The following is a 25,955-nucleotide window of genomic DNA, read 5'->3' as shown; positions in this document are numbered from 1 at the left end:
TTTTTACGCATAGATTTACAAAAACAGTTCTAGCAGTGAATTAAGGAATAATTTTCCTTTCTCGGTAATTTGCCAGTACTCCTCTGTTTCGATTAAATACCCTTTGGCCAATGCCTCGTCTAACTGTGGGCGAATAGTGCTTTCAGCCAGACCAGTGAAGTGGTAGAAATCTGCCCGTGGTGCGGCTTCTAATAACCGGAAACGGTTCATAAAGAACTCAAAAGGCCGGTCAGCCGTTTCCACTTCATACTGTTTATCCAGATATTTACCCTGCATGAAGCCACGGGGATGTTTGGTCTTTATCGTCCGTAGGATGCGGCCATCGCTAAACGTGACTTTACCGTGCGCCCCGCAGCCAATTCCCAGATAATCACCAAAGCGCCAGTAATTGAGGTTATGTTGGCATTGGTAGCCCGGTTTGGCATAGGCCGAGGTTTCATACTGCTGATATCCGGCATCACTAAGTAATTGATGTCCTTGCTGGAAAATATCCCACAGTGCATCGTCATCTGGCAAAACCGGCGGGCGTGAACTGAAACCAGTATTAGGCTCAATCGTCAGTTGATACCAAGATAAATGTGGCGGATCCAGTGCGATAGCTTGGCGCAAATCATCCAGCGCCTCTTCCAGTGTTTGATCAGGCAAGCCGTGCATTAAATCCAGATTAAAGCTACGTAAGTTCAGTGAGGTTGCCAGCTCTGCGGCTCGTTTAGCTTCATCTGGCCCATGAATCCGCCCAAGACGCGTTAATTTCTGTGCGCTAAAGCTTTGTACGCCGATGGAGATACGGTTAATACCGGCGCGTTGATAGCCGCTGAAGCGGTCAGCTTCGACAGCGCCTGGGTTTGCTTCCATGGTGATTTCAGCACCGGCTGTAAGGGGTAATCTGGCACGCACACCATCAAGCAGTTGTTGCATCGCTGCGGCACTGAGTAAACTCGGGGTGCCACCACCAATAAAAATAGTGCTAATTTCACGACCACTGGCCAGTGGTACGTCGGCATCAAGATCCGCTAATAAGTGCTCTACATATTCCTGATGAGGAACATCACCTTTCAGTGCATGAGAGTTAAAGTCACAGTAAGGGCACTTCTGCACACACCAGGGAATATGAATATAGAGACTGAGCGGCGGTAACTTAAGCATTACGCAGCGCATCCAACATCAGTTTCAGCGCCTGACCACGGTGTGATACTGCGTGTTTTTCTTCACGAGTTAATTCTGCGGCGGTTTTACCCAACGCCGGGATGTAGAAAATAGGATCATAACCAAATCCAGCCGCACCAGCAGGTTGATGGGCAATCACACCCGGCCATTGGCCGTGAAATACTAAAGGTGTTGGGTCTTCTGCATGGCGCATGTAAACCAGCACGCAGTGGAATTGGGCACCACGTTGTACATCAGGGGTATCTTTCAACGCCACTAGCAGTTTTTCGAGGTTATCTTGATCACTGGCATCAGTACCCGCGAAGCGTGCGGAGTAAATCCCTGGTGCGCCACCTAGCGCATCAACAGCAAGGCCCGAGTCATCGGCGATAGCAGGCAAACCGGTAATTTGTGCGGCATGGCGCGCTTTTAATATGGCATTTTCGATAAAAGTTAAGCCAGTTTCATCGGCGGACTCTACGCCTAGTTCGGTTTGTGCGACCACATCCAAACCAAAATCGGCCAGCAAATTTGCCAACTCACGCACTTTGCCGGGGTTACCGGTGGCTAATACTATTTTTTGCATGGAGGGATCCTGAATTTTATTAGAGCTGACAGTTATTCTTGCGGAAGTCTCTATCACTCGAGCAGTGCCGCAACTTCTGGCGGGATCTGTTGCGGATTAACAATTTTGATCTGTTTGTGCCGCCCCTGTTCACCTTTTTCGATAACTACCTGGCTTTTCGCTACCCGAAATTGTTTAGCGATAAACTTGATCAAGTGGGTATTAGCTTGGCCATCTACCGGTGGGGCGGTAATGGCGATTTTCAGTTCATCGCCATGTAAACCGACTATCTGATCACGGCTGGCTTTGGGCTGAATATATAGCCTCAGAACCAGCCCGTCCAGCAAGGGTGTTACTGCACTCACAGCATAACCCAAAGCTCGCCTAACATATCCATACCTAAGAAGTTGATCAGATACAGGATAAGAATAACGATCATCGCCGAAAAATCGATACCGCCCATGGCAGGCAAGATGCGGCGAATCGGAGCCATTAAAGGCTCAGTCAACTGATACAGCAGATAGTCCATCGGACTACGGCCTTGGCTTACCCAACTCATCAATGCACGGATAATCATTACCCAGAAAATCAGGTAACCGGCAGCTTTAAACAGTGCAATAACACCAAACAGCAGATTATAAGGGTTGAGTGAGATAGCACCGCTACCAATCAGCAGCAACAGTGGGAACTTAATGGTCATCAGCAGGTATGCCAGCAGCAGTGATGCGCTGTCGATTGGCCCCATGGAAGGAATGATCCGACGCAATGGACCAATAATCGGCTGGGTAATTTTCACCACAAATTGTGAGAATGGGTTGTAGAAATCGCTGTGAACCCACTGCATCCAGATACGCAACAGCAGTACCATCACATACAGGTCAATGACCGTTTTGGCCAAAAAAGTCAGCGTTAGCATGAGTTGCTTTAGTCCTTATCCTTAATATTGGATATACACAAATAGAGAATCTATCAGCGTACTTTATAAGCCCCTATCTTAACGAGAAAGCAATAAGGGTAGTGTCGGATTTTGTAAATTTTGTCGTAGTTAGAACAGCTTTTCCATTTCTTTCGCCCGTTTGATAGCGGCTTGCATGGCGCTGGCAACAGTTTCTGGTAAATGCTGCTCGTTAAATACCCTAATTGCCTCGGCCGTCGTCCCTCCTTTCGAGGTCACCTGTTCACGTAGTGTCGAAAGTGGCAATTGCGGGTTAGCTTCCACGAGTGCAGTCGCTCCAGAGGCGGCTTGTTGCACCAGTAGGCGTGCGGTTTCACTATCAAAACCTAACCGTTCGGCTTCCTGTTGCATTGCTTCCATAAACAGGAAGAAATAGGCCGGTGCACTGCCTGCTGCGGCAATAACGTTGTTGATGCCGTTTTCATCATTCACCCAACAGACTTTTCCTACCGAGCTCATCAGCGAGGCGGTAAAGTTACGATCGTCCTGTGAAACCTGCTCTGGTGCATATAGGCCGCTCATCCCTTTACCCACCAGAGATGGGGTATTAGGCATAATACGCACCAAATTGAGTTTATCCCCCAATAGCGCATAGAAACGTGCAACCTGAACACCTGCAGCAATGGAAAGCACTAGTTTGCCGGTGAAATCGACATTATCTCGCAATGCCTGACATACATCGGCCATTAATTGAGGTTTAACCGCTAAGACGATCACCCCAGCCTTTTGTGCTTGAGTGTTATTATCATCACTACTGATGACACCAAATTCAGCGGCCAGAGCATCACGATTTTTAGCTGAAGGTGCGCAAACGCTGATCATTTTAGCGGGATAACCACCGGCAACCAACCCTGCAATAATTGCGCGAGCCATATTGCCAGCGCCAATGAATGTTATGTTGCGATGTTGCATCAATTTCTCCTATGCCCTTGGTACTTAAAGCCGCAGCCCGAAGGTGTTAATTAACATTAGCGGCTCTGACGCTACTGACTTTGGGGGTTAAGCGCGGGTACCAAAAATGGCGGTACCAATACGCACTAATGTACTTCCGGCACTAATAGCGGCTGCCATATCATCTGTCATGCCCATAGAAAGCGTATCCATCTGAGGGTAGCTGGCTTTTAAAGTCAAGAAAGCCTGATGCATTTGCTCAAATACCGCCAGTTGTCGCGGGTAATCGCTTTCCGGTGCCGGAATAGCCATCAATCCGCGTAAATTCAGGTTAGGCAGCTCACTAATACTGGCTGCTAATGCGGGTAGCTCTGTTAAGGCAATCCCGGATTTACTTTGCTCATCACTGATATTGACCTGAATCAGTACGTTCAGTGCGGGCATTGCTGCTGGGCGCTGAGTGCTTAGGCGCTGCGCTATCTTCAGCCGATCAACGGTATGACACCAGGCAAAATTTTCTGCCACTAATCGGCTTTTATTGGATTGCAGCGGGCCAATAAAGTGCCATTCAAGATCGGCACTATTGGCAAAGTAGTGGATTTTATCTACCCCTTCCTGCACATAGTTTTCGCCAAAAGCATATTGCCCTGCCACGATGGCCTCTTCGATAGCGCTCACAGGTTTGGTTTTACTAACTGCAAGCAATGTCACTTCTTCTGGAGAGCGTGCGCAATTGTGTGCAACTGTTGCGATCCGCGCTCTGACATCCTGTAGATTCTGCTCAATTGTGCTCATATGGACCCAGGAGTTTGATATGGATTTCACCAGTCTGGATGATAAAAACACAGACCAGGATAACCCTGTATTTAGCGATGGCACAGCTAAATGCATTGACTTAGAAAGCCCCGAACATACCGATGATGGCTTTGATGAACAGGACTTCGCGAATAAGGTGGCGGCTAGTGTAAATCATAACGCATCGGATCTGCACCTTTGTACCGGTTATCACCCGGTATTACGTATTGATGGCGTACTGAAAACCTTCACTCACTGGCCACGGGTGAGTGTCAACTGGCTCAATAAGCTCAGTCGGCACTTATTAAGCGAGGCGCAGTATCGCCGATTGCGGGAAATGGGGCAGGTGGATTGTGCTTATACGACAATTAGTGGACAACGGCTACGGGCTAATATTTTTCAGCAACAGCAGGGGCAATCGGTAGCTTTTCGTATTATCTCTGCGGCATGCCCATCACTGGAAGAGTTGGATGTCCCACCGATTATTCACCAACTCGTTGAGCAAGATAATGGGTTGATTCTGGTTACTGGTGCGACAGGCAGTGGTAAGTCCACGACATTAAGCGCGATGATCAGTGCCATCAATCAGCATCAGGCTCGTCATATCATTACGCTTGAAGATCCGATTGAGTTTGTTCATAGCAGTCTTTCATGTTTGATCCAGCAACGGGAGCTGGGGAGCCATACCCAATCTTTTAGTCATGCCTTAACTGGAGCATTGCGTCAGGATCCCGATATCATTTTGTTGGGTGAGTTACGTGATCTGGATACGATTCGTTTAGCTCTGACTGCCGCTGAAACGGGGCATTTGGTGCTGGCTACGCTACATACTCGTACAGCAACACAGGCAATTGATCGGCTGGTAGATGTTTTCCCTGCGGCAGAGAAAGCCACTATTCAGGCACAATTGGCAGCGAGCTTACGTGCGGTTATCGCACAAAAGTTATGTAATAAAACAGCCGGTGGGCGCATTGCCGTTTTTGAAATTCTGATACAAACCACTGCCGTCAGCCATTTGATTCGTGAAGGTAAATCCTATCAGCTCCCGAATGTGATACAAGCTGGCGCGCAATGGGGGATGCAAACCTTTGAGCAAGGGATGGTGCGGCGGGAGAGGCAGGGGATATTGGCAGAGAATAATGTTAGCCAATTAACATAGCGCCGCTAACCAACAGTAAGTGATTCGGGTGAATGAGAGCCGCTAACACTGCCACGGCTCCAAGTAAGAAGGGTAATTATGCTGACGGGATCTGCTGAGTAATACAGTGAATATTCCCCCCACCGAGCAGGATCTCTCGGGCGGGAACACCGGTAATCACAAAGTCTGGGAACATCTGCTGCAACAGATCTTGCGCCACGCCATCGGTACGGTAATCTAACAACGGGTAAATGATTTGTTGGTTACTGATCAAAAAGTTGACGTAAGAGCCAGCCAGTCGTTCACCAGCGGTACGGGGAACCGCATCGCTGGATAGCACATCGAAAGTCTCTTCTTCGGTGTTATACAGTGGGCCGGGAGCCGGTAGTTTCCAGATTTTTAGCTTGCGGCCTTTGGCATCAACCGCATTGGATAACACATCAAAAGCAGCAACTGATCGTGCGTACTGTGGATCTTGTTGATCGTCGGTCCAATGTAGGGCAACTTCACCCGGGCGAACAAAACAGCACATATTGTCGATATGACCATCAGTTTCATCGTTATAGACGCCATCTTGCAACCAGATGAAGTGTGTAACACCCAGGTATTCACGCAATAACTGTTCAATCTGCGCTTGATTCAGATGCGGATTGCGGTTTGGATTCAGCAAACATTCAGCGGTGGTTAGCAAAGTGCCTTCACCATCGGTATGAATCGAACCACCTTCTAATACCAGTGGGGCGCTGTAATAGGCGTTATGCAGGAAGTCACTCACTTGAACGGCAACTTTCTCATCTTGTTGCCAGTTGGCATACAGGCCACCGTTAAGGCCGCCCCATGCGTTGAACTGCCAATCCACAGCGCGGCGTTCACCGCTACCGTTAATCACCATCGTCGGGCCGGTGTCACGCATCCAGGCATCATCACTGGCCATTTCGACCAATGTTACGTTAGCAGGCAGGGTTGCTTTAGCCTGAGCCATAAATTCAGCTGGCACGCCCATAAATACGGGGGTTGTACCGCTGATGGCCTCAGCAACTTTGGCAAACGTCTGCTGAGCGGGAGCCCCCTTGCCACGCCAGTTATCTTGACGGTATGGCCACAGCATCCAGACCGCATCCTGCTTTGCCCACTCGGCAGGCATAAAGAAGCCATCCTGCTGTGGTGTGCCGGGTAGGGCTTGTGAAGCTGAAGCTTGTAAAATCGCATCTTGTGCAGACATAAATTATCTCCGGGTCTTGCCGTCAGAAGTGGCTAAAGCTTGATACATTTCTGGGCGGCGATCGCGGAACAAGCCCCATGAAGCGCGCTGGGCAGCGATTTCTTGTAAATCAAATTCATGTACCAAAACAGCCTCATCCGTTTTGTTGGCCTGAGCCAGCAGAGCGCCAGTCTGGTCAGCAATGAACGAAGATCCGTAGAAGGTCATTTCCAGGCCCGCTATAAATTTACTTTTCTCGGTACCGATACGGTTAGATGCAATTACGGGCACCAGGTTTGCAGCGGCGTGGCCCTGCTGTACGCGGGTCCAGTGTGGTTGGCTATCGATTTCAGGATAGGCAGGTTCAGAACCAATCGCGGTCGGGTAGAAGATGATTTCCGCACCAAGCAGTGCCAGGCTACGGGCCGTTTCCGGGAACCACTGATCCCAACAGATGCCAACGCCTACTTTGGCATAACGAGTTTGCCAGACTTTAAAACCGGTATCGCCCGGAATAAAGAATTGTTTTTCCTGATAAGCCGGGCCGTTAGGAATATGGGTCTTACGGTATACATCTAACACCGAGCCATCAGCATCAATCATAACCAGCGAGTTATAATAAGCATTGTTGGCTTTCTCAAAGAAGCTCAGCGGTAACACTACTTCCAGCTCGGCTGCCAACTTGGCGAAGTGCTTAATTAACGGGCTACTATCCAGCTCTTGGGCCAGTGCATAGTGTTCCGGGCTTTGATCAATACAGAAATAAGGTGCGGCAAACAGCTCCTGAATCAGGATGATCTGTGCACCTTTGGCATGCGCTTGACGTACCAGTTTCTCGGCATTTTCAATGTTCTTAGGTAGGTCCCAAGAGCAAGCCATTTGGGTCGCAGCAACAGTCACTTTTGTCATGAGAAAACCTCAATAAATGTAAAAAACACCCGCATGGGGTGTGCAATATTTGAGCCGCTGATTGGCATAGGTTCAGTATACAATCCTGTGGGTACAGGTGTCACGATATGCGGGGGATTGCCAAACCAGACGGTGGAAACATAATCTGGGTAACCGTATCTGAAGCTGAATAAAAACCTATTCAGCCAGCCTGTTCATCAAACCAACTTTCCAGAATAATGACCGCAGATGCAGCATCGACACTGCCTTTATCCAAAGCACGGTAGCCGCCACTGTCAAATAAGTTGGCGCGGGCTTCTACGGTGCTGAGGCGTTCATCCTGTAAGGCTATTTGTACACCAAAGCGGCCATGTAAGCGGTTGGCAAACCTGCGCGCGCGGGTAGTTAGGGGTTGCTCGGTGCCATCCATATTCAGCGGCAGTCCGACAACGACTAAATCAGGTTGCCACTCTTTCAGCAGTTTTTCGACTTTCTGCCAGTCTGGCGTGCCATCCTGCGCTTTAAATGACGTTAGCGCGCGGGCAGTGCCGGTCACTTCTTGGCCAATGGCTACGCCGATACTTTTAGTCCCAAAATCAAAGGCAACAATCGTGCGATTAGCCATTAGGCGTGTCCTGCTTGCGGAGCAATATTAAAGATATTGATACCCAACTTGTTGGCCGCAGCTTGCCAACGTTCTGCAATTGGCGTGTGGAACAGAATGTTGGTATCAGCCTCAATCGTCAACCAGGTGTTATCCAGCAATTCCTGCTCTAGTTGCCCCTTTTGCCAGCCTGCATAACCCAATGCCACCAGTAGATTTTTAGGTTGTTCTGGCGTCCCTAGAGTCTCCAATACATCTTTGGAGGTGGTTATCATCGTATCGGCTGAGATAGGAATACTGGAGCCGAATCCCTCCCGTGGTGAATGCAGGATAAACCCCCGATCCTCTGCCAGTGGCCCACCGGTTAATACCGGTTTATCCAGACGTATCGCTGGATCCCGTGGTGAAGGGCTGATTTTCAGTTTTTCCAGCACAGTTTCTACCGTGAACTGTTCCATAGGTTTGTTTATCACTAAGCCCATTGCGCCCTCTTGGTTATGCTCGCAGATGTAAATAACCGAGCGCATAAATAGGGGGTCCTGGAGTGAAGGCATAGCGATAAGAAAATGATGCTGTAAATTCATTATGTTATATAGGGGATTCGCTGAGTTAAGGGGTGAACTTTTGTCAGTATGCGGATAAATGCCAATAAAGTCACGGATCCCCTTCGTCCTTGAAGCCGCAGGGGGGTTGGCTGCGTTCACGCACCCGAATCACTTACTTGAGTAAGCTCATCGGGATTAATGAGCCTCATCCTTGAGGCTCACCCTGCGGGCTAGCATAAATACTGTTCAAATCGGTTCCTGACCGATTTGTTACTCTCTTGCCACCTACCTGCAACTCCAATGACTTTGGGGAGGGTATCTGGTTTATTTATTAGCTAACCGCGCTTCGATTGCATCCATCAGCATTTTGGTAATGGACACATCCGGGAAGGCAGCTTCAATTTCACGGATGCAGGTCGGACTGGTGACGTTAATTTCAGTCAGACGATCGCCGATAATATCTAACCCGACGAAAATTAAGCCTTTCTGCTTCAGTACCGGTGCGACAGCGCGGGCAATCGCCCAGTCGCTCTCACTAAGTGGACGAGCTTCGCCTCGGCCGCCGGCCGCCAGATTACCACGGGTTTCACCTTGCGCCGGGATACGTGCCAGGCAGTAAGGCACCGGCTCGCCGTCAACCACCAAGACCCGTTTATCGCCTTCTTTAATGGCGGGCAGGAAGTTCTGCGCCATGCAGAATCGGCTGCCCAATTCGGTCAGCGTTTCAATAATCACCGACAGGTTAGGATCATCTTGTTTCACACGGAAGATTGAGGTCCCTCCCATCCCATCCAGCGGTTTCAGAATGATATCACCGTGTTTTTGATGGAATTTACGAATGCGGTCTTTATTGCGGCTGACCAGAGTATCCGGCGTTAATTCAGGGAACCAGGCGGTAAACAGCTTCTCATTACAGTCACGCAGGCTCTGCGGCTTGTTCACTACCAGTGTGCCCTTATCTTCTGCGCGCTCCAGAATATAGGTGGCGTAGATGAATTCAGTATCAAACGGCGGATCTTTGCGCATCAGGATGACATCAAGGTCGTGCAGGGGAATATCCTGTTCAGCGCCGAAACTGAACCAACTCTCTTTATCCTGTTTTACGCTGAGTAGACGGGTACTGGCTCGGCCTTCACCACCCTGTAAGTACAGGTCGCCCATCTCCATGTAATGCAGTTCCCAACCGCGGCGCTGTGCTTCCAACAGCATGGCGAAGCTGGAGTCTTTCTTGATATTAATGGACGAGATTGGGTCCATTACGATGCCGAGCTTGATCATTCTTCTCTCCTAATGGGAACGAATTTTATCCCAGATCACCAAACCGCACCTGTAAAGCAGTGATTGCGGTAAGAGCTGTAGTTTCGGTACGTAGAACTCGTGGACCTAGCAGGATATCAGTAAATCCAAGGCGCGAGGTCATGGCAATTTCATCGGCAGAGAGGCCGCCCTCCGGGCCAATCAACAAACGCACGTTGTTGAGTGTAGGGGGAAGGGTATTGATGCTGTTGCTGGCGCGCGGATGCAGATTCAGTTTCAGGCTATCATCCTGCTCAGCACACCAGTCTGATAGTTGCATGGCGTTGCGGATTTCCGGGATCCTATTGCGGCCACACTGCTCGCAGGCAGCGATAGCAATTTTCTGCCACTGCTGGAGTTTCTTCACTAAACGCTCGCCATCGAGCTTAACCCCACAACGTTCAGAAAACAGCGGAGTAATCACATTGACACCCAGCTCAATCGATTTCTGCACGGTAAATTCCATTTTCTCGCCCCGGGAGATCACCTGACCCAAATGTAAGCTCAGTGGTGATTCACGGTCTTCCAATTGCCCTTCACCAAGCCGAACCCGCAGATTTTTTTTATCTGAGCGGACAATTTCGGCAGCGAAGACCTGATTGCTACCATCAAATAGTTGCAGGCTTTGCCCCTCAACCATACGGAGCACGCGGCCTACATGATTGGCTGCCTCATCGCTCAACGCCAGTTCGGTATTCGCCTGCAAAGGCTGTGGATGATAAATGCGGGGTATGCGCATGGGTTGCTCTAAGTCCTGAAACGAAAACATACCGCGCAGCGAGTGGTGCCACGCGAAATAAATAAGTGCCTAAGGAGACCAGAGGCAGGGAAGTATCAACCCATATACTAGATTAGCCTTTTTGCTGCTGGCAAGCCCGTTGTACATAAGGGTTATGATTACCCTGAGCTTTCGCTATCCGCTCATCACGTTGGCATTCCCAGTTGGTGACAGGGTACTGGCGGTTCCAGACCTCAAACAGCTTGCTTTGTTGGCTGGAAAGTCGCAGTTGATATTGATCGCGCATATAAAAATAGGTGCGGGCAATTGCTCCGCGAGCACGCGCTGGCGGCTCTGCCAGTTTATTTTTAAAATCAATTTTCATATCACATTGACCGTATTGGCCCTGGCCGCCATTCCATTGGGAATACATGAAGTTATTGCGGTCACCATTCACTTCGCCAATAGCCGGTTGCAGATTATGCAGATCAGTTTCTATTTGACGATAGATGGGATCTTTAGTGCAGTTTTTGCGGCCACCTTGTTGCCAGCATTGGCGCTGGTGGCCAAATTGCCAAGCCGGAACCACATGCTCCCACTCGATCCTTGCTGCTCGCTGGGCGTTTTTTCTTGGTTGATAGCCACAACTTTTCAGGTCAGGAATACCTTTCTTACCTTGCCAATCAATTTTGCATCCGCAGTAAAAACTGCTGGGGGCATCCTGATTAATTTTTACAGCGACCGCTTTGGCCTGAGAAAAGTTATTAATGCTTTGACTGTGACTGACCAGAGGAAGCAACGAGGAGGATAAAACCAGCAAGAATAGAATATTGCGTAACATATCTCAAAACAGCCCGATGATGAAAAGCAGGCAGGTTATAGATAATACTGATGGATAGCAAATTAACATGCTGTTTTATAACAAGTAACACCAATTCCTAACAGCTTTTTAGCGCGTTAAATTGCAGCTTTTCACCACAGTGGCGGCAGCGATATTCGCTCTCGCCGCGCTGTACTTTATTGTGGCGACGAATGGTTAATGCATGTTGCTGGCATTTGCACTGATAATTGAAGGTCTTACTGCGCACCGAGGCGACTTCAAACTGGTGGGTGCGGCTGGCGGGGACTTGCAATACCTGCTCCATCATCCAGCGCCACTCTTTACCATGGGGAGCAACTCGGCCAAATTGGCGATAAACCAGCAAGTGAGCCAGTTCGTGCGGCACCACTTCCTCGATAAAGTCCTGCTGATTTTCCAGTAACAATACAGGGTTAAGACGAATCTCGAAGGATTGCAGATAGGCACTACCCGCGCTAGTGCCGCGTTGATGATAATTGATTTTCGGCTCCGAGTAGGCGGTGCCAAGATGTTGATTCGCTAACTGCAATTTGTGGCGCAGGCAGCGCATAACGGCTTGCTGTAACGCGATTGGGATTCGTTGTGTACTCATATCGCCGAAGAATAAAACGGTCGATAAGCAGATGCAAGCCAGTAGGCAGGACTATTTTGAGTAGATTATTATATAAAAACATATAATATAAAAATATATAATGAAATCTAGTTATCCGAAGGGCTTATGAATAACCATCAAATGATCAGCATGGATCTTATGAGGCAAGCGGCAGCAGCGGCTGGTGATGTATTACGGGTGCTGTCAAATGAGGATCGTTTGCTCTTACTGTGCCAATTGAGCCAGGGAGAAAAAGCAGTAGGTGAATTAGAAGCCGCATTGGGGATTCATCAACCAACGTTATCACAACAGCTTGGTGTGCTGCGTAGTGATGGGCTAGTGAACACTCGCCGCGACGGTAAGCGGATATTTTACTCAATCGCCGATAGTAAAGTTTTGGCACTGTTGGAGCTGCTCTATCAGCTTTATTGCCCACAAGAGAAGGAGGCAATATGACTATCGATTGGATTAACTTTACCCCTTACAGTGCACTGGCCGGAGGGGCAGTATTGGGCGTTGCAGTAACGTTTCTATTGTTAGCCACTGGCCGGATTGCTGGTATTAGTGGCATTTTGGGGGGCTTACTTTCGCCAAAAGCAGGGGATCGCGGCTGGCGTATGGCATTCATCATTGGTTTGGTTATTTCACCTTTGGTTTATTCGCTGTTTACCGCGTTACCGGTTATCCAAATTGATGCAGCTTTGCCCACTCTGATTTTAGCCGGATTGCTGGTAGGAATTGGGACGCGCTATGGTGCCGGATGTACCAGTGGGCATGGCGTCTGTGGGCTAGCTCGTTTCTCGCCACGTTCACTGGTGGCGACATTGAGCTTTATGTTTACCGGCTTTATCACTGTGGGGCTGGTTCGCCATCTATTTGCTTAGGAACAGAATATGAATCTATTTTTCTCGCTGTTGGCCGGGCTGATATTTGGTTTGGGCCTGATAGTTGCAGGTATGGCCAACCCTGCCAAGGTCTTAGGTTTTCTCGACATTAGAGGTTTATGGGACCCGTCATTGGCATTGGTGATGGCAGCCGCAGTGGCTATCGCGCTACTCGGTTTTACCTGGGCCAAAAAACGTAAAGTCAGTTTGCTGGGGCAACCCTTGCAATTGCCAACCTCTAATCGTATTGATCGGCGGTTAATTGGCGGTAGCCTGTTGTTTGGCGTCGGTTGGGGATTGGCGGGGATATGCCCTGGGCCGGCACTGGTATTGCTGGGCGCAGGGATGTTCAAAGGGGTTATCTTTGTCGCCGCGATGGTGGCGGGAATGGCAATATTTAGCCTACTAGAGCGTGCTCGTTAGATATAAAAAACCCCGCCAGGCGGGGTTTTTGCTGTTCAGCGCTTAACGGTTGAAACTTATTTCAAGCCAGCAGCCTCACGCAGCAAGGCGGCTTTGTCGGTTTTTTCCCAAGGGAATTCTTCACGACCAAAGTGACCATAAGCTGCGGTTGCTTGATAGATCGGATGCAACAGATCCAGCATCTGAATCAAGCCATAAGGGCGCAGTTCGAAGAATTCACGTACCAAGGTAATCAATTGATCCTCAGAGACCTTACCCGTGCCGAATGTTTCCACCATGATGGAGGTAGGTTCTGCCACACCAATGGCGTATGAAACCTGAATCTCGCAACGGTCAGCCAGGCCAGCCGCAACAATATTTTTCGCTACATAACGGGCAGCATATGCTGCTGAGCGGTCAACTTTGGATGGATCTTTACCGGAGAATGCACCGCCCCCATGACGAGCCATGCCGCCGTAGGTATCAACAATGATTTTACGCCCAGTCAGACCACAGTCGCCCATTGGGCCACCGATAACGAAACGGCCTGTCGGGTTGATATGATATTTGGTAGCTGCGGTGAGCCACTCAACAGGTAGAACCGGCTTGATAATCTCTTCCATCACCGCTTCTTGTAAATCTTTCAGACTGATATCTTCTGAATGCTGCGTCGACAGAACAACCGCATCAATACCGACAATCTTGCCGTTATCATACTGGAAGGTAATCTGGCTTTTTGCATCCGGGCGCAGCCATGGCAAGGTGCCATTTTTACGCACTTCAGCCTGACGCTTTACCAAACGGTGTGCATAGGTAATAGGTGCAGGCATTAAAACGTCGGTTTCGTTAGTGGCATAGCCGAACATCAGGCCCTGATCACCCGCGCCTTGTTCTAAGGGGTCTGAACGGTCAACACCCTGATTAATATCAGGTGACTGCTTCCCAATCGCACTTAAAACGGCGCAAGAGTTAGCATCAAAACCCATCTCAGAATTAACATAACCGATTTCGCGCACGGTTTTACGGGTGATCTCTTCGATATCTACCCATGCGTTAGTGGTAACTTCACCGCCAACTAATACCATACCCGTTTTGACATAGGTCTCGCAGGCAACACGCGCTTTTGGGTCTTGCTCAAGAATTGCGTCCAGTACCGCATCTGAAATCTGATCAGCAATTTTGTCTGGATGCCCTTCAGAAACAGATTCCGACGTAAATAAGTGTTTAGCCATTATTTTCTTTACCTTGAATACAAGTGAAAAGTCACTGCATAGCGTTGGGTGCCAGGCAACAGAAGCCTACGTTTGGTTAGGTCTTCTGATACGTTGACGTTTTACAACGCCTCTTTAGGCAAAGCCTTTAGCAGTCGATCCCATTCGTACTTGAAGCCGCCTGGTTGTTAGCTGCACGCAGTCCTCCGAACCACTCATTTGAGTAAGCTCATCGGGCTGGTTCGTCTGCTGCCCACCCGCAACGCCAAGTTTTTTGGGCGTATAAATTTAGAAGCCTTGCATGATTTGTCGCACACGTAGCATTCTAGCAATTAAAATGTTTGGATGTATTAACATCTGGACGTCTATTTTAGGTCAGCTTTTACTCTTAATGCCAGCCCTTTTTGCATCAAGATATTTCTTGCTTTGGTTGTCATGGTGTTTATTTACCGCTTGATACAGTTATACCCGTCATACTTCAAGCTGCATGTGCGTTGGCTACACTCAATAACCCGAATCACTTGCGACAGTAAGTTCATCGGGATTATCTCGCTTGCCGCCTTCCTGTAACTCGAATTATTTAGGGTATACACGCTATTTTCATTTTGCATTTTGCTCGCGTTATAGGTATAAACTGCGCGCGCAGCTTATTTGATATGCAATGATGAAGATGGCAGAGGATGACATTAGCTCATTGTTACATTTGCAGAGTTTTGCACTCAGGTGTTTAACCGTGAATGGGCATGAAAATAGCGGCGTCATCAAACTGTTACTTAATCTGTCTATACCCAATAGATTTCAATATGCAGCTATTTCCCCTGTAACTTGAAAGATGACGGGTTTATTTAAAGTCTTGTCCGTTCAATCTGAGCGGCATGCGTGGAGGTGGTTGGATTAATGATCCGTTGTCAACTGGTTGCTGCACATCAACAGCTACGTCGTTCTGACGTTCAATCCCCCTTTGCAACCTTCCTTTCTTGTACTCCATCAAGGCGATGTTACACCCACATGGGTGCGTCTCAGGATTCGCGGGCAGGTTAACAGCCGCCTGAAGCACTGAATTTGGCTAGCCTGACCACTTTGCGGCTAATCCGATTCACAAAATCTCAATACGTATTTACAGTCGGACGTATTTTCCATTTAAACGTGTTTTACCCTTTTGGGTAATGAATAGCTGAGTGATAAACCACTTGTGGATAGCGCTTTGCAGCGTAATATTCTGCCGATTCGGCGTCCACGTGGGTTGTCCTTGCTGGTTGTAGCTGCGATAGTGGCTGACTTTATCGTCAGTATCGCAATAGAGGCGAATTATGTCTGATGATAACTTGATTGGCCGTCCGTCAGCAGCGGGCGCACATGTTTCTTTACGCTCTATGCAGGAGGTTGCCATGAATGACCGTAATGCCAGCAAGATGCTGAGCACGTATAACGTCGCCTATTGGGGTGGCAACTATTATGACGTCAACGAGTTGGGTCATATCAGCGTTTGCCCTGATCCAGATGTTCGTGAGGCGCGTGTCGATCTGGCGCAACTGGTCAAAGGAATGCAGCTCGAGCAGGGGCAACGTCTGCCTGCATTATTCTGTTTCCCACAAATTTTACAACATCGCCTACGCTCAATTAACGGTGCATTTAAACGTGCGCGTGAGTCATTTGGCTATGAAGGCGACTACTTCCTGGTTTACCCGATTAAAGTAAACCAGCATCGCCGGGTTATTGAGTCTTTAGTCAATTCTGGTGAGCCGTTGGGGCTGGAAGCTGGCTCTAAAGCTGAAATGATGGCGGTTTTGGCCCATGCAGGTATGACCCGTTCGGTTATCGTTTGTAACGGCTATAAAGATCGTGAATATATTCGTCTGGCATTAATCGGCGAAAAACTGGGCCATAAGGTTTATCTGGTCATCGAAAAGATGTCAGAAATCAAAATGGTATTGGAAGAAGCCGAACGCTTGAATGTGGTTCCGCGCCTGGGTGTTCGTGCGCGCCTGGCATCACAAGGTTCCGGTAAATGGCAGGCCAGCGGTGGTGAGAAATCTAAATTTGGTTTGTCTGCCACCCAAGTGCTGCAATTGGTTGATATGCTGCGTGACGCCAATAGTCTCGAAAGCCTGCAATTACTGCATTTCCATTTGGGATCTCAGCTATCCAACATCCGTGATATCTCCACCGGGGTTCGTGAGTCCGCACGTTTCTATGTGGAATTACACAAGCTGGGTGTCAATATCCAGTGCTTCGATGTGGGTGGTGGTTTGGGGGTGGATTACGAAGGGACGCGTTCTCAGTCCGATTGCTCAGTAAACTATGGCCTGAATGAATATGCCAACAACGTTATCTGGGGTATTGGTGATGCTTGTAATGAACATGGCCTGCCGCATCCTACCGTGATTACGGAATCGGGCCGCGCAGTCACCGCGCACCATACCGTGCTGGTTTCCAATGTGATCGGCGTAGAACGCAATGAATTTAATGAGCCACAGCCACCGGAAGAAGATGCACCTCGTGCGCTGATAAGCCTGTGGGATACCTGGCTGGAAATGCAAGAGCCGGAAAACCGCCGCTCTCTGCGCGAATGGCTGCACGACAGTCAAATGGATTTACATGATGTGCATAGTCAATATGCCCATGGGATACTGGACCTGACACAACGTGCCTGGGCGGAACAGATGTACCTGAGTATCTGCAATGATATCCAGAAGCAACTGGACCCAAGCAATCGTGCACACCGGCCAATCATTGATGAGCTGCAAGAGCGTATGGCCGACAAGCTGTACGTGAATTTCTCGCTGTTCCAATCTATGCCGGATGCCTGGGGTATCGATCAGTTATTCCCAGTGTTGCCACTGGAAGGGTTAGATAAGCCACCAGAACGCCGCGCGGTATTGCTGGATATTACTTGTGACTCAGACGGTACTATCGACCATTATATTGACGGCGATGGGGTAGCAACCACCATGCCGATGCCGCCATATGATGCTGAAAACCCGCCATTGTTGGGCTTCTTTATGGTTGGTGCCTATCAAGAGATTCTGGGCAATATGCATAACTTGTTTGGTGATACTGCCGCGGTTGATGTGTATGTATTCCCAGACGGCACGGTTGAAGTTGAGCAGACTGACGAAGGTGATACCGTCGCAGATATGCTGGAATATGTTCAGTTGAACCCAGAGAAATTGTTGAACCAATTCCGTGATCAGGTGAAAGAAACTGATCTAGATACCGAGTTGCAGGCGCAGTTTATGGAAGAGTTCGAAGCAGGTCTGTACGGTTATACTTATCTCGAAGATGAATAACGGCTAACGGCTGCTTTTTCAACGCAAGAAGTCTCTCTATATTAAGGGCAAACTCAGGTTTGCCCTTTTTGTTTGCCCCTGTCACTGGTGATTGTCCAAATATCAACCACACTAATATTGGTCATTTATGATGCTTATCTGAGAGGTGCTTGAATGGGATGGGTCAGTGTTTGTAAGGTAAATTACGTCAAGCCCGATTTTCCTTTCTCAGCGCAGATTGATGATAAAAGGATTGGCGTCTATGTCATTGATGGTGAGTATTTTGCGATGGAAGACATTTGCCCTCATGCCAATGCATTGTTAAGTCAGGGCTTTATGGATGGAGAAACCGTTGAGTGCCCATTACACGGTGCATTGTTTGATGTGCGGACCGGTCAGTGCTTGCGTGAGCCAGGCGATAGGGATTTAGCAACCTATCCAGTGCGCATTAAAGGTGATCAGATTGAGGTAAATCTGGACGTAGATAGTGGCGGGTAATATTTAGTAATAAGAGAGTAACGCCCGCAAAAATCACGGGCGTTATACAGTGATAATTGACGGGGTTTACTTCTCAGCAGCAATACGTTGGCGAATATGATCAGCCCGCGCTTGTGATGACGGATGATCGTCAAACATGCTGCTGGTACGGCCTGCTTCCATGGTTGCCAATTTTTCAAAGCTAGTGACTAAACCATTTGGATCGATACCGCGTTTTTTCAACAAATCGAATGAGTAATCATCCGCTTCGCTTTCTTGTTTCTGTGAAAATTGAGCGTTAACCAATTTCTCGCCAATATCTGCTAACTGAGACTGAGACAACTGCCCGGCAATCCCGCCAGCGGAACTGGCCGCAGTGCGCAGGGCAGTTGTGCCATAAGCCACTTGCATCGCTTTACGGGTATGCCCCAATGCCACATGGCCCATCTCATGACCGAGTACACCTTCCACTTCATTGTCGGTCATCATATCCATCAGCCCGCTATAAACACGAATACAACCATTTGCCATGGCCCAGGCATTCACATCCTTTGTGACATACACCTTATAGTTAGCTGGCGTACCATTAATGTTATCGCCTAATGCGGCTGAAATTTTCACCAACCGTTTGGCATAGGTACTGTCTGTTGGCGCTATCTGCGCTTTCTGATCCATTTCAGCGCAAGATTTTTCGCTGAGCATTTTTACATCAGCATCATTCAAGGTTGCCGCTTGAAATGCCTGTGCGCCTGACTGCATTAAGCCATCAGTATTCATATTCTGGCAGCCGCTAAGCAGCGCTGTAAGGCTCAGTGCAATCATTGAGGTACGAATTTTCATAACACTTTCTTCCTGTGGTTATGCCATTTTATTATTGGAGAGGACCGTTCTCTTCGTGATGATAACGTATCAGTTGCGTTATCTATCCATCATTATTCGCCAACAGTCACTGTTGCATTCTTATTAACTATTGCATTAATCGCTGTTGAATCGACGACGGTTGTTCTACTCTGTCGGCAATAGGTCTTGCCCGAAATATTCGTGGCAACGTATGGTTTATATCGGTTTGTTTGCAAAAACGAACACTGCCAGCCGACAGAGTGGTTAATACACTCATTGTGTGGCTAAAAACGCAGCGAGGGTAACGCGACTCAATCGTTACAGCTATAGCTTTATTCTGAAAATATGGAAGTTTTAGCTCATTTAGTTTTAGTGATTGCCGTTTCAATGCTGAGTCTGAGAAAATGGTAAACTTGAACGCTTTTTTTTAATCCGACCTGGAGTAAAACATGTCCTCTCGTAAAGAGCTTGCCAACGCGATCCGCGCACTAAGCATGGACGCAGTGCAGAAAGCGAATTCCGGCCACCCCGGCGCCCCTATGGGTATGGCAGATATCGCCGAAGTTTTGTGGCGTGACTATTTGAACCATAACCCAACCAACCCACACTGGGCTGATCGCGACCGTTTCGTGTTATCGAATGGTCACGGCTCCATGTTGATCTATAGCTTGCTGCATCTCACTGGCTATGATTTGCCGATGGAAGAGCTGAAAAACTTCCGTCAGTTACACTCTAAAACGCCTGGTCACCCTGAATATGGCTATACCGCTGGCGTAGAAACTACCACCGGCCCGCTGGGTCAGGGCATTGCGAATGCTGTTGGTTTCGCCATTGCAGAACGCACGCTGGCCGCACAGTTTAACCGCCCAAGCCATGACGTTGTTGATCATCACACCTACGCATTTATGGGTGATGGCTGCATGATGGAAGGTATCTCCCACGAGGTGTGCTCTCTGGCTGGCACCATGAAGCTGGGCAAACTGACCGCTTTCTATGACGACAACGGTATCTCTATCGATGGTCACGTTGAAGGCTGGTTCACTGACGACACGGCGGCTCGTTTCGAAGCTTACGGTTGGCATGTGGTTCGTGGTGTTGATGGCCATAATGCTGATTCAATCAAAGCGGCTATCGAAGAAGCTCACAAAGTTAGCGACAAACCTTCACTGCTGATGTGCAAAACCATTATCGGTTTTGGCTCACCGAAGAAAGCCGGTACGCATGACTCACACGGTGCACCATTAGGTGCTGATGAAGTTGCTGCTACCCGTGAAGCATTGGGGTGGAAATACCCTGCATTTGAAATCCCACAAAATATCTATGCTGCGTGGGATGCTAAAGAAGCCGGTCAGGCAAAAGAAGCTGCCTGGAACGAGAAGTTCGCAGCTTATGCCAAAGCTTATCCAGAACTGGCTGCTGAATTCAAACGTCGTGTCAGCGGTGAATTGCCTGCTAACTGGGCGACTGAATCCAAGAATTTCATCGAACAATTGCAAGCTAATCCTGCCAAGATTGCCAGCCGCAAAGCATCACAAAATGCGCTGGAAGCCTTCGGTAAAGTATTACCTGAATTCTTGGGCGGCTCTGCTGACCTGGCACCGAGTAACCTGACTATCTGGTCTGGTTCTAAATCACTGAGCGATGATCTGGCGGGTAACTACATTCACTACGGTGTCCGTGAATTTGGTATGTCTGCCATCATGAACGGTATTGCTCTGCACGGTGGTTTCATTCCTTACGGCGCAACCTTCCTGATGTTTGTGGAATATGCCCGTAACGCGGTGCGTATGGCTGCTCTGATGAAAATCCGCAGCATATTCGTTTACACCCATGACTCTATTGGTCTGGGCGAAGATGGCCCAACCCATCAGCCGGTTGAGCAGATGGCCAGCCTGCGTGTAACACCAAACATGAGCACCTGGCGTCCTTGTGACCAGGTTGAGTCTGCGGTGGCATGGCAGTATGCGCTGGAACGCAAAGATGGCCCGAGTGCACTGATCTTCTCCCGTCAGAATCTGGCACAACAGCCACGTACTGCTGAGCAGTTAGCCAATATCGCTAAAGGCGCATATGTACTGAAAGATTGTGCAGGCCAGCCTGAACTGATCTTCATTGCTACCGGTTCTGAAGTTGAACTGGCAGTGGCAGCAGCAGATCAACTGACCGGCGCAGGCCACAAAGTGCGTGTTGTTTCTATGCCATCAACTGATGCATTCGACAAACAAGACGCCGCTTACCGTGAATCTGTATTGCCAGCAGCGGTTAGCGCGCGCGTTGCCGTTGAAGCCGGTATTGCCGATTACTGGTACAAATACGTTGGCCTGAATGGCGCGGTGGTTGGTATGACCACCTTCGGTGAATCTGCACCAGCAGAATTGCTGTTTAAAGAATTTGGTTTCACTGTTGAAAACGTGGTAGCGAAAGCTCAGGCGCTATTGAAATAAGAGACTGCGTTACTATGAAATATGCCCAAAAAACTTGGTGGTGCCGCTAGCATTCCAGCAGTTCCAAGCCAAAGGGTATACCGGGTGTAAACGGTGATGACAATCCCGGTAATACACCTGTTAAAAGACCGCTTCTGCGGTCTTTTTTTTCGCCAATTGATGGATGTATTGTGCCCTTTATCAGGCAGATATTCCTTTTATGATTAGTTTGGTTTATTCTGGCTGAAGCGTTTCAGTCATGATTGATTTTCAGTTTCAGTAAAATTAGCTGAGGAAAAAGCCGGAAGTATTCTGGCTGAATTGTGATAAGACGATTAACATCTTAGGGTACGGTGCAGTACGCTATGGGGTTGCATGATAATAACCAGAAACAGGGAGTAACATGACAATCCGCATAGCGATAAATGGCTTTGGCCGTATTGGCCGTAGCGTTTTACGCGCATTGTATGAATCGGGTCGCCGGGCAGAAATTTCAGTAGTTGCTATTAATGAGTTGGCTAATGCACAAGGGATGGCCCATTTACTGAAGTATGACTCCAGCCATGGCCGGTTTGCCTGGGATGTTCGTCAGGAATGTGACAATTTGTACGTCGGTGACGATATCATCCGGCTGATACATCAGCCAGAAATAGAGCAGTTACCTTGGGGTGAGTTAGGAATTGATGTTGTTCTAGATTGTAGCGGCGTGTATGGCAGCCGTGCCGATGGCGAGGCTCATATTGCCTCCGGTGCCAAAAAGGTACTGTTTGCCCATCCTGGCGGCAATGATTTAGACGCAACAGTAGTCTATGGTGTAAACCATCAAGATTTACTGGCGGAGCACCGGATTGTTTCCAACGCTTCCTGTACCACGAACTGCATTATTCCTATTATTCAGTTGTTGGATATCGCTTATGGCATCGAGTCTGGCACTGTGACCACCATTCATTCATCAATGAATGATCAACCCGTTATCGATGCTTATCATCAGGATTTACGCCGTACCCGGGCAGCAAGTCAGTCAATTATCCCGGTTGATACTAAACTGGCGGCAGGGATTACCCGTATTTTTCCGAAGTTTTGTGACAGGTTTGAAGCTATCTCGGTACGGGTGCCAACCATCAACGTAACCGCTATCGATTTAAGCGTTAGCGTGACAAACCCGGTTGGTGTCGCTGAGGTTAACCAGCTTTTTCAAAAGGCAGCAAGAGGTTCATTTCGTGGTATAGTTGACTATACGGAATTACCCTTGGTGTCGACCGATTTTAACCATGATCCGCACAGTGCAATTGTCGATTGCACGCAGACTCGGGTCAGTGGGCAGCACCTGATTAAGACCTTGGTATGGTGCGATAACGAATGGGGTTTCGCCAATAGAATGTTGGATACGACATTGGCGATGGCCCGAAGTGGTTTCTAGTATGGCATGCTAACGTCTTGTTTTTCCGCAGTTTTACTGCGGTTATATCAGCGTTGATGTGCAGCTTATGCAACTTTAAAGAGAATCAACAAGAGGATTCACCATGTCTGTAATTAAGATGACCGATCTGGATCTGGCTGGCAAACGCGTGCTGATCCGTGCGGACCTCAATGTTCCGATAAAAGATGGCAAAGTGACTTCTGATGCGCGTATCCGTGCATCTCTGCCGACGATTGAAGCGGCACTGAAGCAAGGCGCTAAAGTAATGGTTACCTCTCACTTGGGTCGCCCGACCGAAGGCGAGTACAACGAAGAGTTCTCCTTGCTGCCAGTAGTTAACTACCTGAAAGACAAACTGTCTTCTCCGGTACGTCTGGCGAAAGACTATCTGGACGGCGTTGAAATTGCAGCAGGCGAGTTGGTTGTGCTGGAAAACGTTCGCTTTAACAAAGGCGAGAAGAAAGACGACGAAACGCTGTCTAAGAAATATGCGGCACTGTGTGACGTCTATGTGATGGATGCGTTTGGTACTGCTCACCGTGCACAAGCTTCTACTCACGGTGTGGGTAAATTTGCCCCTATCGCCTGTGCCGGCCCGCTGTTGTCAGCAGAACTGGAAGCACTGGGTAAAGCGCTGGGTAACCCAGCACGCCCAATGGTTGCCATTGTGGGTGGTTCTAAAGTATCAACCAAACTGACCGTGCTTGGCGCACTGTCTAAAATCGCCGATCAACTGATTGTTGGTGGTGGTATCGCCAATACCTTCGTTGCAGCTCAAGGCAACAATGTCGGTAAATCTCTGTACGAAGCAGACCTGATTCCAGAGGCCAAGCGCCTGCTGGAAACCTGTGATATCCCGGTTCCTACCGATGTGCGTGTTGCAACCGAATTCTCTGAAACTGCTGTTGCGACACTGAAACCAGCTAACCAAATCAAAGATGACGAACAAATTCTTGATCTGGGCGACGAGTCTGCACAACGTCTGGCTGAGATCCTGAAAAATGCCAAAACCATTCTGTGGAATGGCCCGGTTGGTGTATTCGAGTTCCCTAATTTCCGTAAAGGGACCGAGATAGTCGCTCGTGCCATCGCAGAGAGTGACGCATTCTCTATCGCGGGCGGTGGTGACACTCTGGCAGCAATCGATCTGTTCGGTATTGCTGACCAAATCTCTTACATTTCTACCGGCGGTGGTGCATTCCTTGAGTTCGTAGAAGGGAAAAAACTGCCAGCGGTGGTGATGCTGGAAGAGCGCGCTAAGCAGTAATTTAGATAACGGGGGGCGAAAGCCGCCCGTTTCGCTTTTAGCTAATGAAGCTCGCGGGCTTTATACCCTAAATAATTCGAGTTGCAGGAAGGCGGCAACGAAATGAACTCAAGGAGTTGAGATAACTCAATGACTTGAGTGAATGATGGCAGCCAACGCACATGCAGTTTGAAGTATGACGGGTATAGGCGATTTACATTTAGGGCCTATCCTCACCGGATAGCTGCTATCTTCAGTCGACGAAACAGGACAACGTACATGTCTAAAATTTTTGATTTCGTAAAACCAGGTGTCATCACAGGTGATGACGTTCAGAAAGTGTTCGCAGTAGCCAAAGAGAACAACTTTGCTCTGCCAGCAGTTAACTGTGTCGGCACCGACTCTATTAACGCAGTGCTGGAAACAGCAGCCAAAGTGCGTGCGCCAGTTATCGTTCAGTTCTCTAACGGTGGTGCAGCATTTATCGCAGGTAAAGGCGTTAAAGCAGAAGGTCAGGGTGCTGCAATCCTGGGCGCTATCTCTGGTGCACATCATGTCCATCAGATGGCTGAACACTATGGTGTTCCTGTTATTCTGCACACCGACCATTGCGCCAAGAAATTGCTGCCATGGTTAGACGGCTTGTTGGACGCAGGTGAGAAACACTTTGCGGCTACCGGCAAACCACTGTTCTCTTCTCACATGATCGACCTGTCTGAAGAGTCCCTGGAAGAAAATATCGAAATTTGTAGCAAATACCTGACTCGCATGGCGAAACTGGGTATGACGCTGGAAATCGAACTGGGTTGCACCGGTGGTGAAGAAGATGGCGTGGACAACAGCCATATGGACGCATCTTCTCTGTATACTCAGCCACAAGATGTTGATTACGCTTACGAAAAACTGAACGCTATCAGCCCACGTTTCACCATCGCTGCCTCTTTCGGTAACGTACACGGTGTTTACAAGCCAGGTAACGTGAAACTGACCCCAACTATTCTGCGTGATTCTCAGGATTATGTTTCCAAGAAGCACAATCTGCCGCACAACAGCTTGAACTTCGTATTCCACGGTGGTTCAGGTTCTACTGCTGCTGAAATCAAAGAAGCGGTTAGCTATGGCGTAGTTAAAATGAATATCGACACCGATACCCAATGGGCAACGTGGGAAGGTATTCTGGGCTACTACAAAAAGAACGAAGCTTATCTACAAGGCCAACTGGGTAACCCAGAAGGTGCTGACAAGCCGAACAAGAAATTCTACGACCCACGTGCGTGGCTGCGTGCTGCACAGGTGACTATGGTTGCTCGTCTGGAAAAAGCCTTTGAAGAACTGAACGCCAAAGACGTTCTGTAATTCGATACTGCTTTGACCGACTTAAAAGGCCCCTTGGGGCCTTTTTTCTTTGCAAAAAACGAATCTAACCTCATTTCCGCCGCCTTGATTGACTGAGTAGTCTGATATTTCAGCGTAAATTTCTCTGCCAAAATTGGCAACAGGCTCATTGTTAGTTACCCTAAACAGGCTGTCAGTTGTAGCCGTCAGCATTTTGCGGTGATTTTTTTGCGTAATCTCTCCCGCAGGGAGCTT

At 48.6% G+C, this 25,955-nt stretch carries 26 protein-coding genes; 10 read left to right on the top strand and 16 right to left on the bottom strand.

Annotated features, from left to right (window positions below):
- Window positions 1-15 precede the first annotated feature (15 nt).
- The 6 genes from hemW to Q2T72_RS18000 all read right to left on the bottom strand — a co-directional run bounded on the left by hemW (window position 16) and on the right by Q2T72_RS18000 (window position 4,352).
- Window positions 16-1,146 (bottom strand): radical SAM family heme chaperone HemW, encoded by a 1,131-nt coding sequence (gene hemW / locus Q2T72_RS18025; RefSeq protein WP_372569598.1) that lies wholly within the window; start codon window positions 1,144-1,146, stop codon window positions 16-18.
- Window positions 1,139-1,732, bottom strand: coding sequence for an RdgB/HAM1 family non-canonical purine NTP pyrophosphatase (gene rdgB, locus Q2T72_RS18020; RefSeq protein ID WP_083162681.1), 594 nt, complete (start codon window positions 1,730-1,732; stop codon window positions 1,139-1,141). Before rdgB ends, hemW begins: the two co-directional genes overlap by 8 nt.
- Before the next feature lie 53 nt (window positions 1,733-1,785).
- Complete coding sequence (yggU, locus tag Q2T72_RS18015) at window positions 1,786-2,076, bottom strand: DUF167 family protein YggU (RefSeq protein ID WP_083164094.1); 291 nt, start codon at window positions 2,074-2,076, stop codon at window positions 1,786-1,788.
- Window positions 2,073-2,627, bottom strand: a complete 555-nt coding sequence (locus Q2T72_RS18010) for a YggT family protein (protein ID WP_083162683.1) — start codon at window positions 2,625-2,627, stop codon at window positions 2,073-2,075. Before Q2T72_RS18010 ends, yggU begins: the two co-directional genes overlap by 4 nt.
- Window positions 2,628-2,756: 129 nt before the next feature.
- Window positions 2,757-3,578 (bottom strand): pyrroline-5-carboxylate reductase, encoded by an 822-nt coding sequence (proC, locus tag Q2T72_RS18005; protein WP_372569597.1) that lies wholly within the window; start codon window positions 3,576-3,578, stop codon window positions 2,757-2,759.
- A gap of 87 nt (window positions 3,579-3,665) precedes the next feature.
- Window positions 3,666-4,352, bottom strand: a complete 687-nt coding sequence (locus Q2T72_RS18000) for a YggS family pyridoxal phosphate-dependent enzyme (protein ID WP_372560628.1) — start codon at window positions 4,350-4,352, stop codon at window positions 3,666-3,668.
- Between the two features lie 19 nt (window positions 4,353-4,371).
- Here Q2T72_RS18000 and Q2T72_RS17995 point away from each other — a divergent pair, with 19 nt between their 5' ends.
- A complete protein-coding gene (locus Q2T72_RS17995) occupies window positions 4,372-5,511 on the top strand; it encodes a type IV pilus twitching motility protein PilT (RefSeq protein WP_193784783.1) in 1,140 nt (379 codons plus the stop codon).
- Window positions 5,512-5,587: 76 nt separating this feature from the next.
- Here the strand turns inward: Q2T72_RS17995 and aguA are convergent, their stop codons facing one another.
- The 8 genes from aguA to Q2T72_RS17955 all read right to left on the bottom strand — a co-directional run bounded on the left by aguA (window position 5,588) and on the right by Q2T72_RS17955 (window position 12,193).
- Window positions 5,588-6,712 carry an agmatine deiminase gene (gene aguA / locus Q2T72_RS17990; protein WP_083162689.1) on the bottom strand — a complete coding sequence of 375 codons (1,125 nt, stop codon included), beginning with the start codon at window positions 6,710-6,712 and terminating at the stop codon, window positions 5,588-5,590.
- Between the two features lie 3 nt (window positions 6,713-6,715).
- Window positions 6,716-7,600 carry an N-carbamoylputrescine amidase gene (gene aguB / locus Q2T72_RS17985; RefSeq protein ID WP_083162691.1) on the bottom strand — a complete coding sequence of 295 codons (885 nt, stop codon included), beginning with the start codon at window positions 7,598-7,600 and terminating at the stop codon, window positions 6,716-6,718.
- Window positions 7,601-7,781: 181 nt separating this feature from the next.
- A complete protein-coding gene (gene ruvX, locus Q2T72_RS17980) occupies window positions 7,782-8,204 on the bottom strand; it encodes a Holliday junction resolvase RuvX (RefSeq protein ID WP_083162693.1) in 423 nt (140 codons plus the stop codon).
- Window positions 8,204-8,767 (bottom strand): YqgE/AlgH family protein, encoded by a 564-nt coding sequence (locus Q2T72_RS17975; RefSeq protein ID WP_083162695.1) that lies wholly within the window; start codon window positions 8,765-8,767, stop codon window positions 8,204-8,206. The genes ruvX and Q2T72_RS17975 overlap by 1 nt, the downstream gene beginning before the upstream one ends.
- 285 nt (window positions 8,768-9,052) lie before the next feature.
- A complete protein-coding gene (gshB, locus tag Q2T72_RS17970) occupies window positions 9,053-10,006 on the bottom strand; it encodes a glutathione synthase (RefSeq protein WP_372560631.1) in 954 nt (317 codons plus the stop codon).
- Window positions 10,007-10,031: 25 nt separating this feature from the next.
- On the bottom strand, window positions 10,032-10,763 hold the full coding sequence (gene rsmE / locus Q2T72_RS17965) for a 16S rRNA (uracil(1498)-N(3))-methyltransferase (protein WP_083162699.1): 732 nt from the start codon (window positions 10,761-10,763) through the stop codon (window positions 10,032-10,034).
- 112 nt (window positions 10,764-10,875) lie between these two features.
- Window positions 10,876-11,583 (bottom strand): deoxyribonuclease I, encoded by a 708-nt coding sequence (gene endA / locus Q2T72_RS17960; RefSeq protein WP_372569596.1) that lies wholly within the window; start codon window positions 11,581-11,583, stop codon window positions 10,876-10,878.
- A 97-nt stretch (window positions 11,584-11,680) separates the two neighbouring features.
- Entirely contained in the window at window positions 11,681-12,193 is a 513-nt protein-coding gene (locus tag Q2T72_RS17955; protein WP_083162707.1) for a SprT family zinc-dependent metalloprotease, read from the bottom strand.
- 126 nt (window positions 12,194-12,319) lie between these two features.
- Here Q2T72_RS17955 and Q2T72_RS17950 point away from each other — a divergent pair, with 126 nt between their 5' ends.
- From Q2T72_RS17950 to Q2T72_RS17940, 3 genes are read left to right on the top strand one after another with little or no spacing between them, the layout of a single operon-like run.
- The gene (locus Q2T72_RS17950) at window positions 12,320-12,649 is read left to right on the top strand and encodes a metalloregulator ArsR/SmtB family transcription factor (protein ID WP_193784784.1); all 330 of its coding nucleotides are present in this window, start codon (window positions 12,320-12,322) and stop codon (window positions 12,647-12,649) included.
- A complete protein-coding gene (locus tag Q2T72_RS17945) occupies window positions 12,646-13,077 on the top strand; it encodes a YeeE/YedE family protein (RefSeq protein ID WP_372569595.1) in 432 nt (143 codons plus the stop codon). The genes Q2T72_RS17950 and Q2T72_RS17945 overlap by 4 nt, the downstream gene beginning before the upstream one ends.
- Before the next feature lie 9 nt (window positions 13,078-13,086).
- Window positions 13,087-13,500, top strand: a complete 414-nt coding sequence (locus tag Q2T72_RS17940) for a DUF6691 family protein (RefSeq protein WP_083162711.1) — start codon at window positions 13,087-13,089, stop codon at window positions 13,498-13,500.
- A gap of 56 nt (window positions 13,501-13,556) precedes the next feature.
- On the opposite strand, the gene metK is transcribed toward Q2T72_RS17940, so the two are convergent.
- Window positions 13,557-14,711 (bottom strand): methionine adenosyltransferase, encoded by a 1,155-nt coding sequence (gene metK, locus Q2T72_RS17935; protein WP_083162713.1) that lies wholly within the window; start codon window positions 14,709-14,711, stop codon window positions 13,557-13,559.
- Window positions 14,712-16,000: 1,289 nt separating this feature from the next.
- Here metK and speA point away from each other — a divergent pair.
- Together speA and Q2T72_RS17925 are read left to right on the top strand one after the other, a co-directional pair.
- Window positions 16,001-17,980, top strand: a complete 1,980-nt coding sequence (gene speA, locus Q2T72_RS17930) for a biosynthetic arginine decarboxylase (RefSeq protein WP_083162717.1) — start codon at window positions 16,001-16,003, stop codon at window positions 17,978-17,980.
- Window positions 17,981-18,133: 153 nt separating this feature from the next.
- Window positions 18,134-18,457: a non-heme iron oxygenase ferredoxin subunit gene (locus tag Q2T72_RS17925; RefSeq protein ID WP_083162719.1), complete on the top strand. Its 324-nt coding sequence runs from the start codon at window positions 18,134-18,136 to the stop codon at window positions 18,455-18,457.
- A gap of 66 nt (window positions 18,458-18,523) precedes the next feature.
- Here the strand turns inward: Q2T72_RS17925 and Q2T72_RS17920 are convergent, their stop codons facing one another.
- Window positions 18,524-19,276: a M48 family metallopeptidase gene (locus Q2T72_RS17920; RefSeq protein ID WP_083162721.1), complete on the bottom strand. Its 753-nt coding sequence runs from the start codon at window positions 19,274-19,276 to the stop codon at window positions 18,524-18,526.
- 449 nt (window positions 19,277-19,725) lie between these two features.
- Here Q2T72_RS17920 and tkt point away from each other — a divergent pair, with 449 nt between their 5' ends.
- The 4 genes from tkt (at window position 19,726) to fbaA (ending at window position 25,721) form a co-directional block, all read left to right on the top strand.
- Window positions 19,726-21,720: a transketolase gene (gene tkt, locus Q2T72_RS17915; protein WP_083162723.1), complete on the top strand. Its 1,995-nt coding sequence runs from the start codon at window positions 19,726-19,728 to the stop codon at window positions 21,718-21,720.
- 382 nt (window positions 21,721-22,102) lie between these two features.
- Window positions 22,103-23,119, top strand: coding sequence for an erythrose-4-phosphate dehydrogenase (gene epd / locus Q2T72_RS17910; protein WP_083162725.1), 1,017 nt, complete (start codon window positions 22,103-22,105; stop codon window positions 23,117-23,119).
- 103 nt (window positions 23,120-23,222) lie between these two features.
- A complete protein-coding gene (pgk, locus tag Q2T72_RS17905; protein ID WP_050086390.1) occupies window positions 23,223-24,386 on the top strand; it encodes a phosphoglycerate kinase in 1,164 nt (387 codons plus the stop codon).
- A gap of 258 nt (window positions 24,387-24,644) precedes the next feature.
- Window positions 24,645-25,721, top strand: coding sequence for a class II fructose-bisphosphate aldolase (fbaA, locus tag Q2T72_RS17900; protein ID WP_005192802.1), 1,077 nt, complete (start codon window positions 24,645-24,647; stop codon window positions 25,719-25,721).
- Window positions 25,722-25,955 lie beyond the last annotated feature (234 nt).

Source organism: Yersinia sp. 2466 StPb PI (assembly GCF_041538325.1).
Taxonomy (GTDB): Bacteria; Pseudomonadota; Gammaproteobacteria; order Enterobacterales; family Enterobacteriaceae; genus Yersinia; species Yersinia enterocolitica_E.
This window is presented reverse-complemented; position numbering and strand designations above follow the sequence as displayed.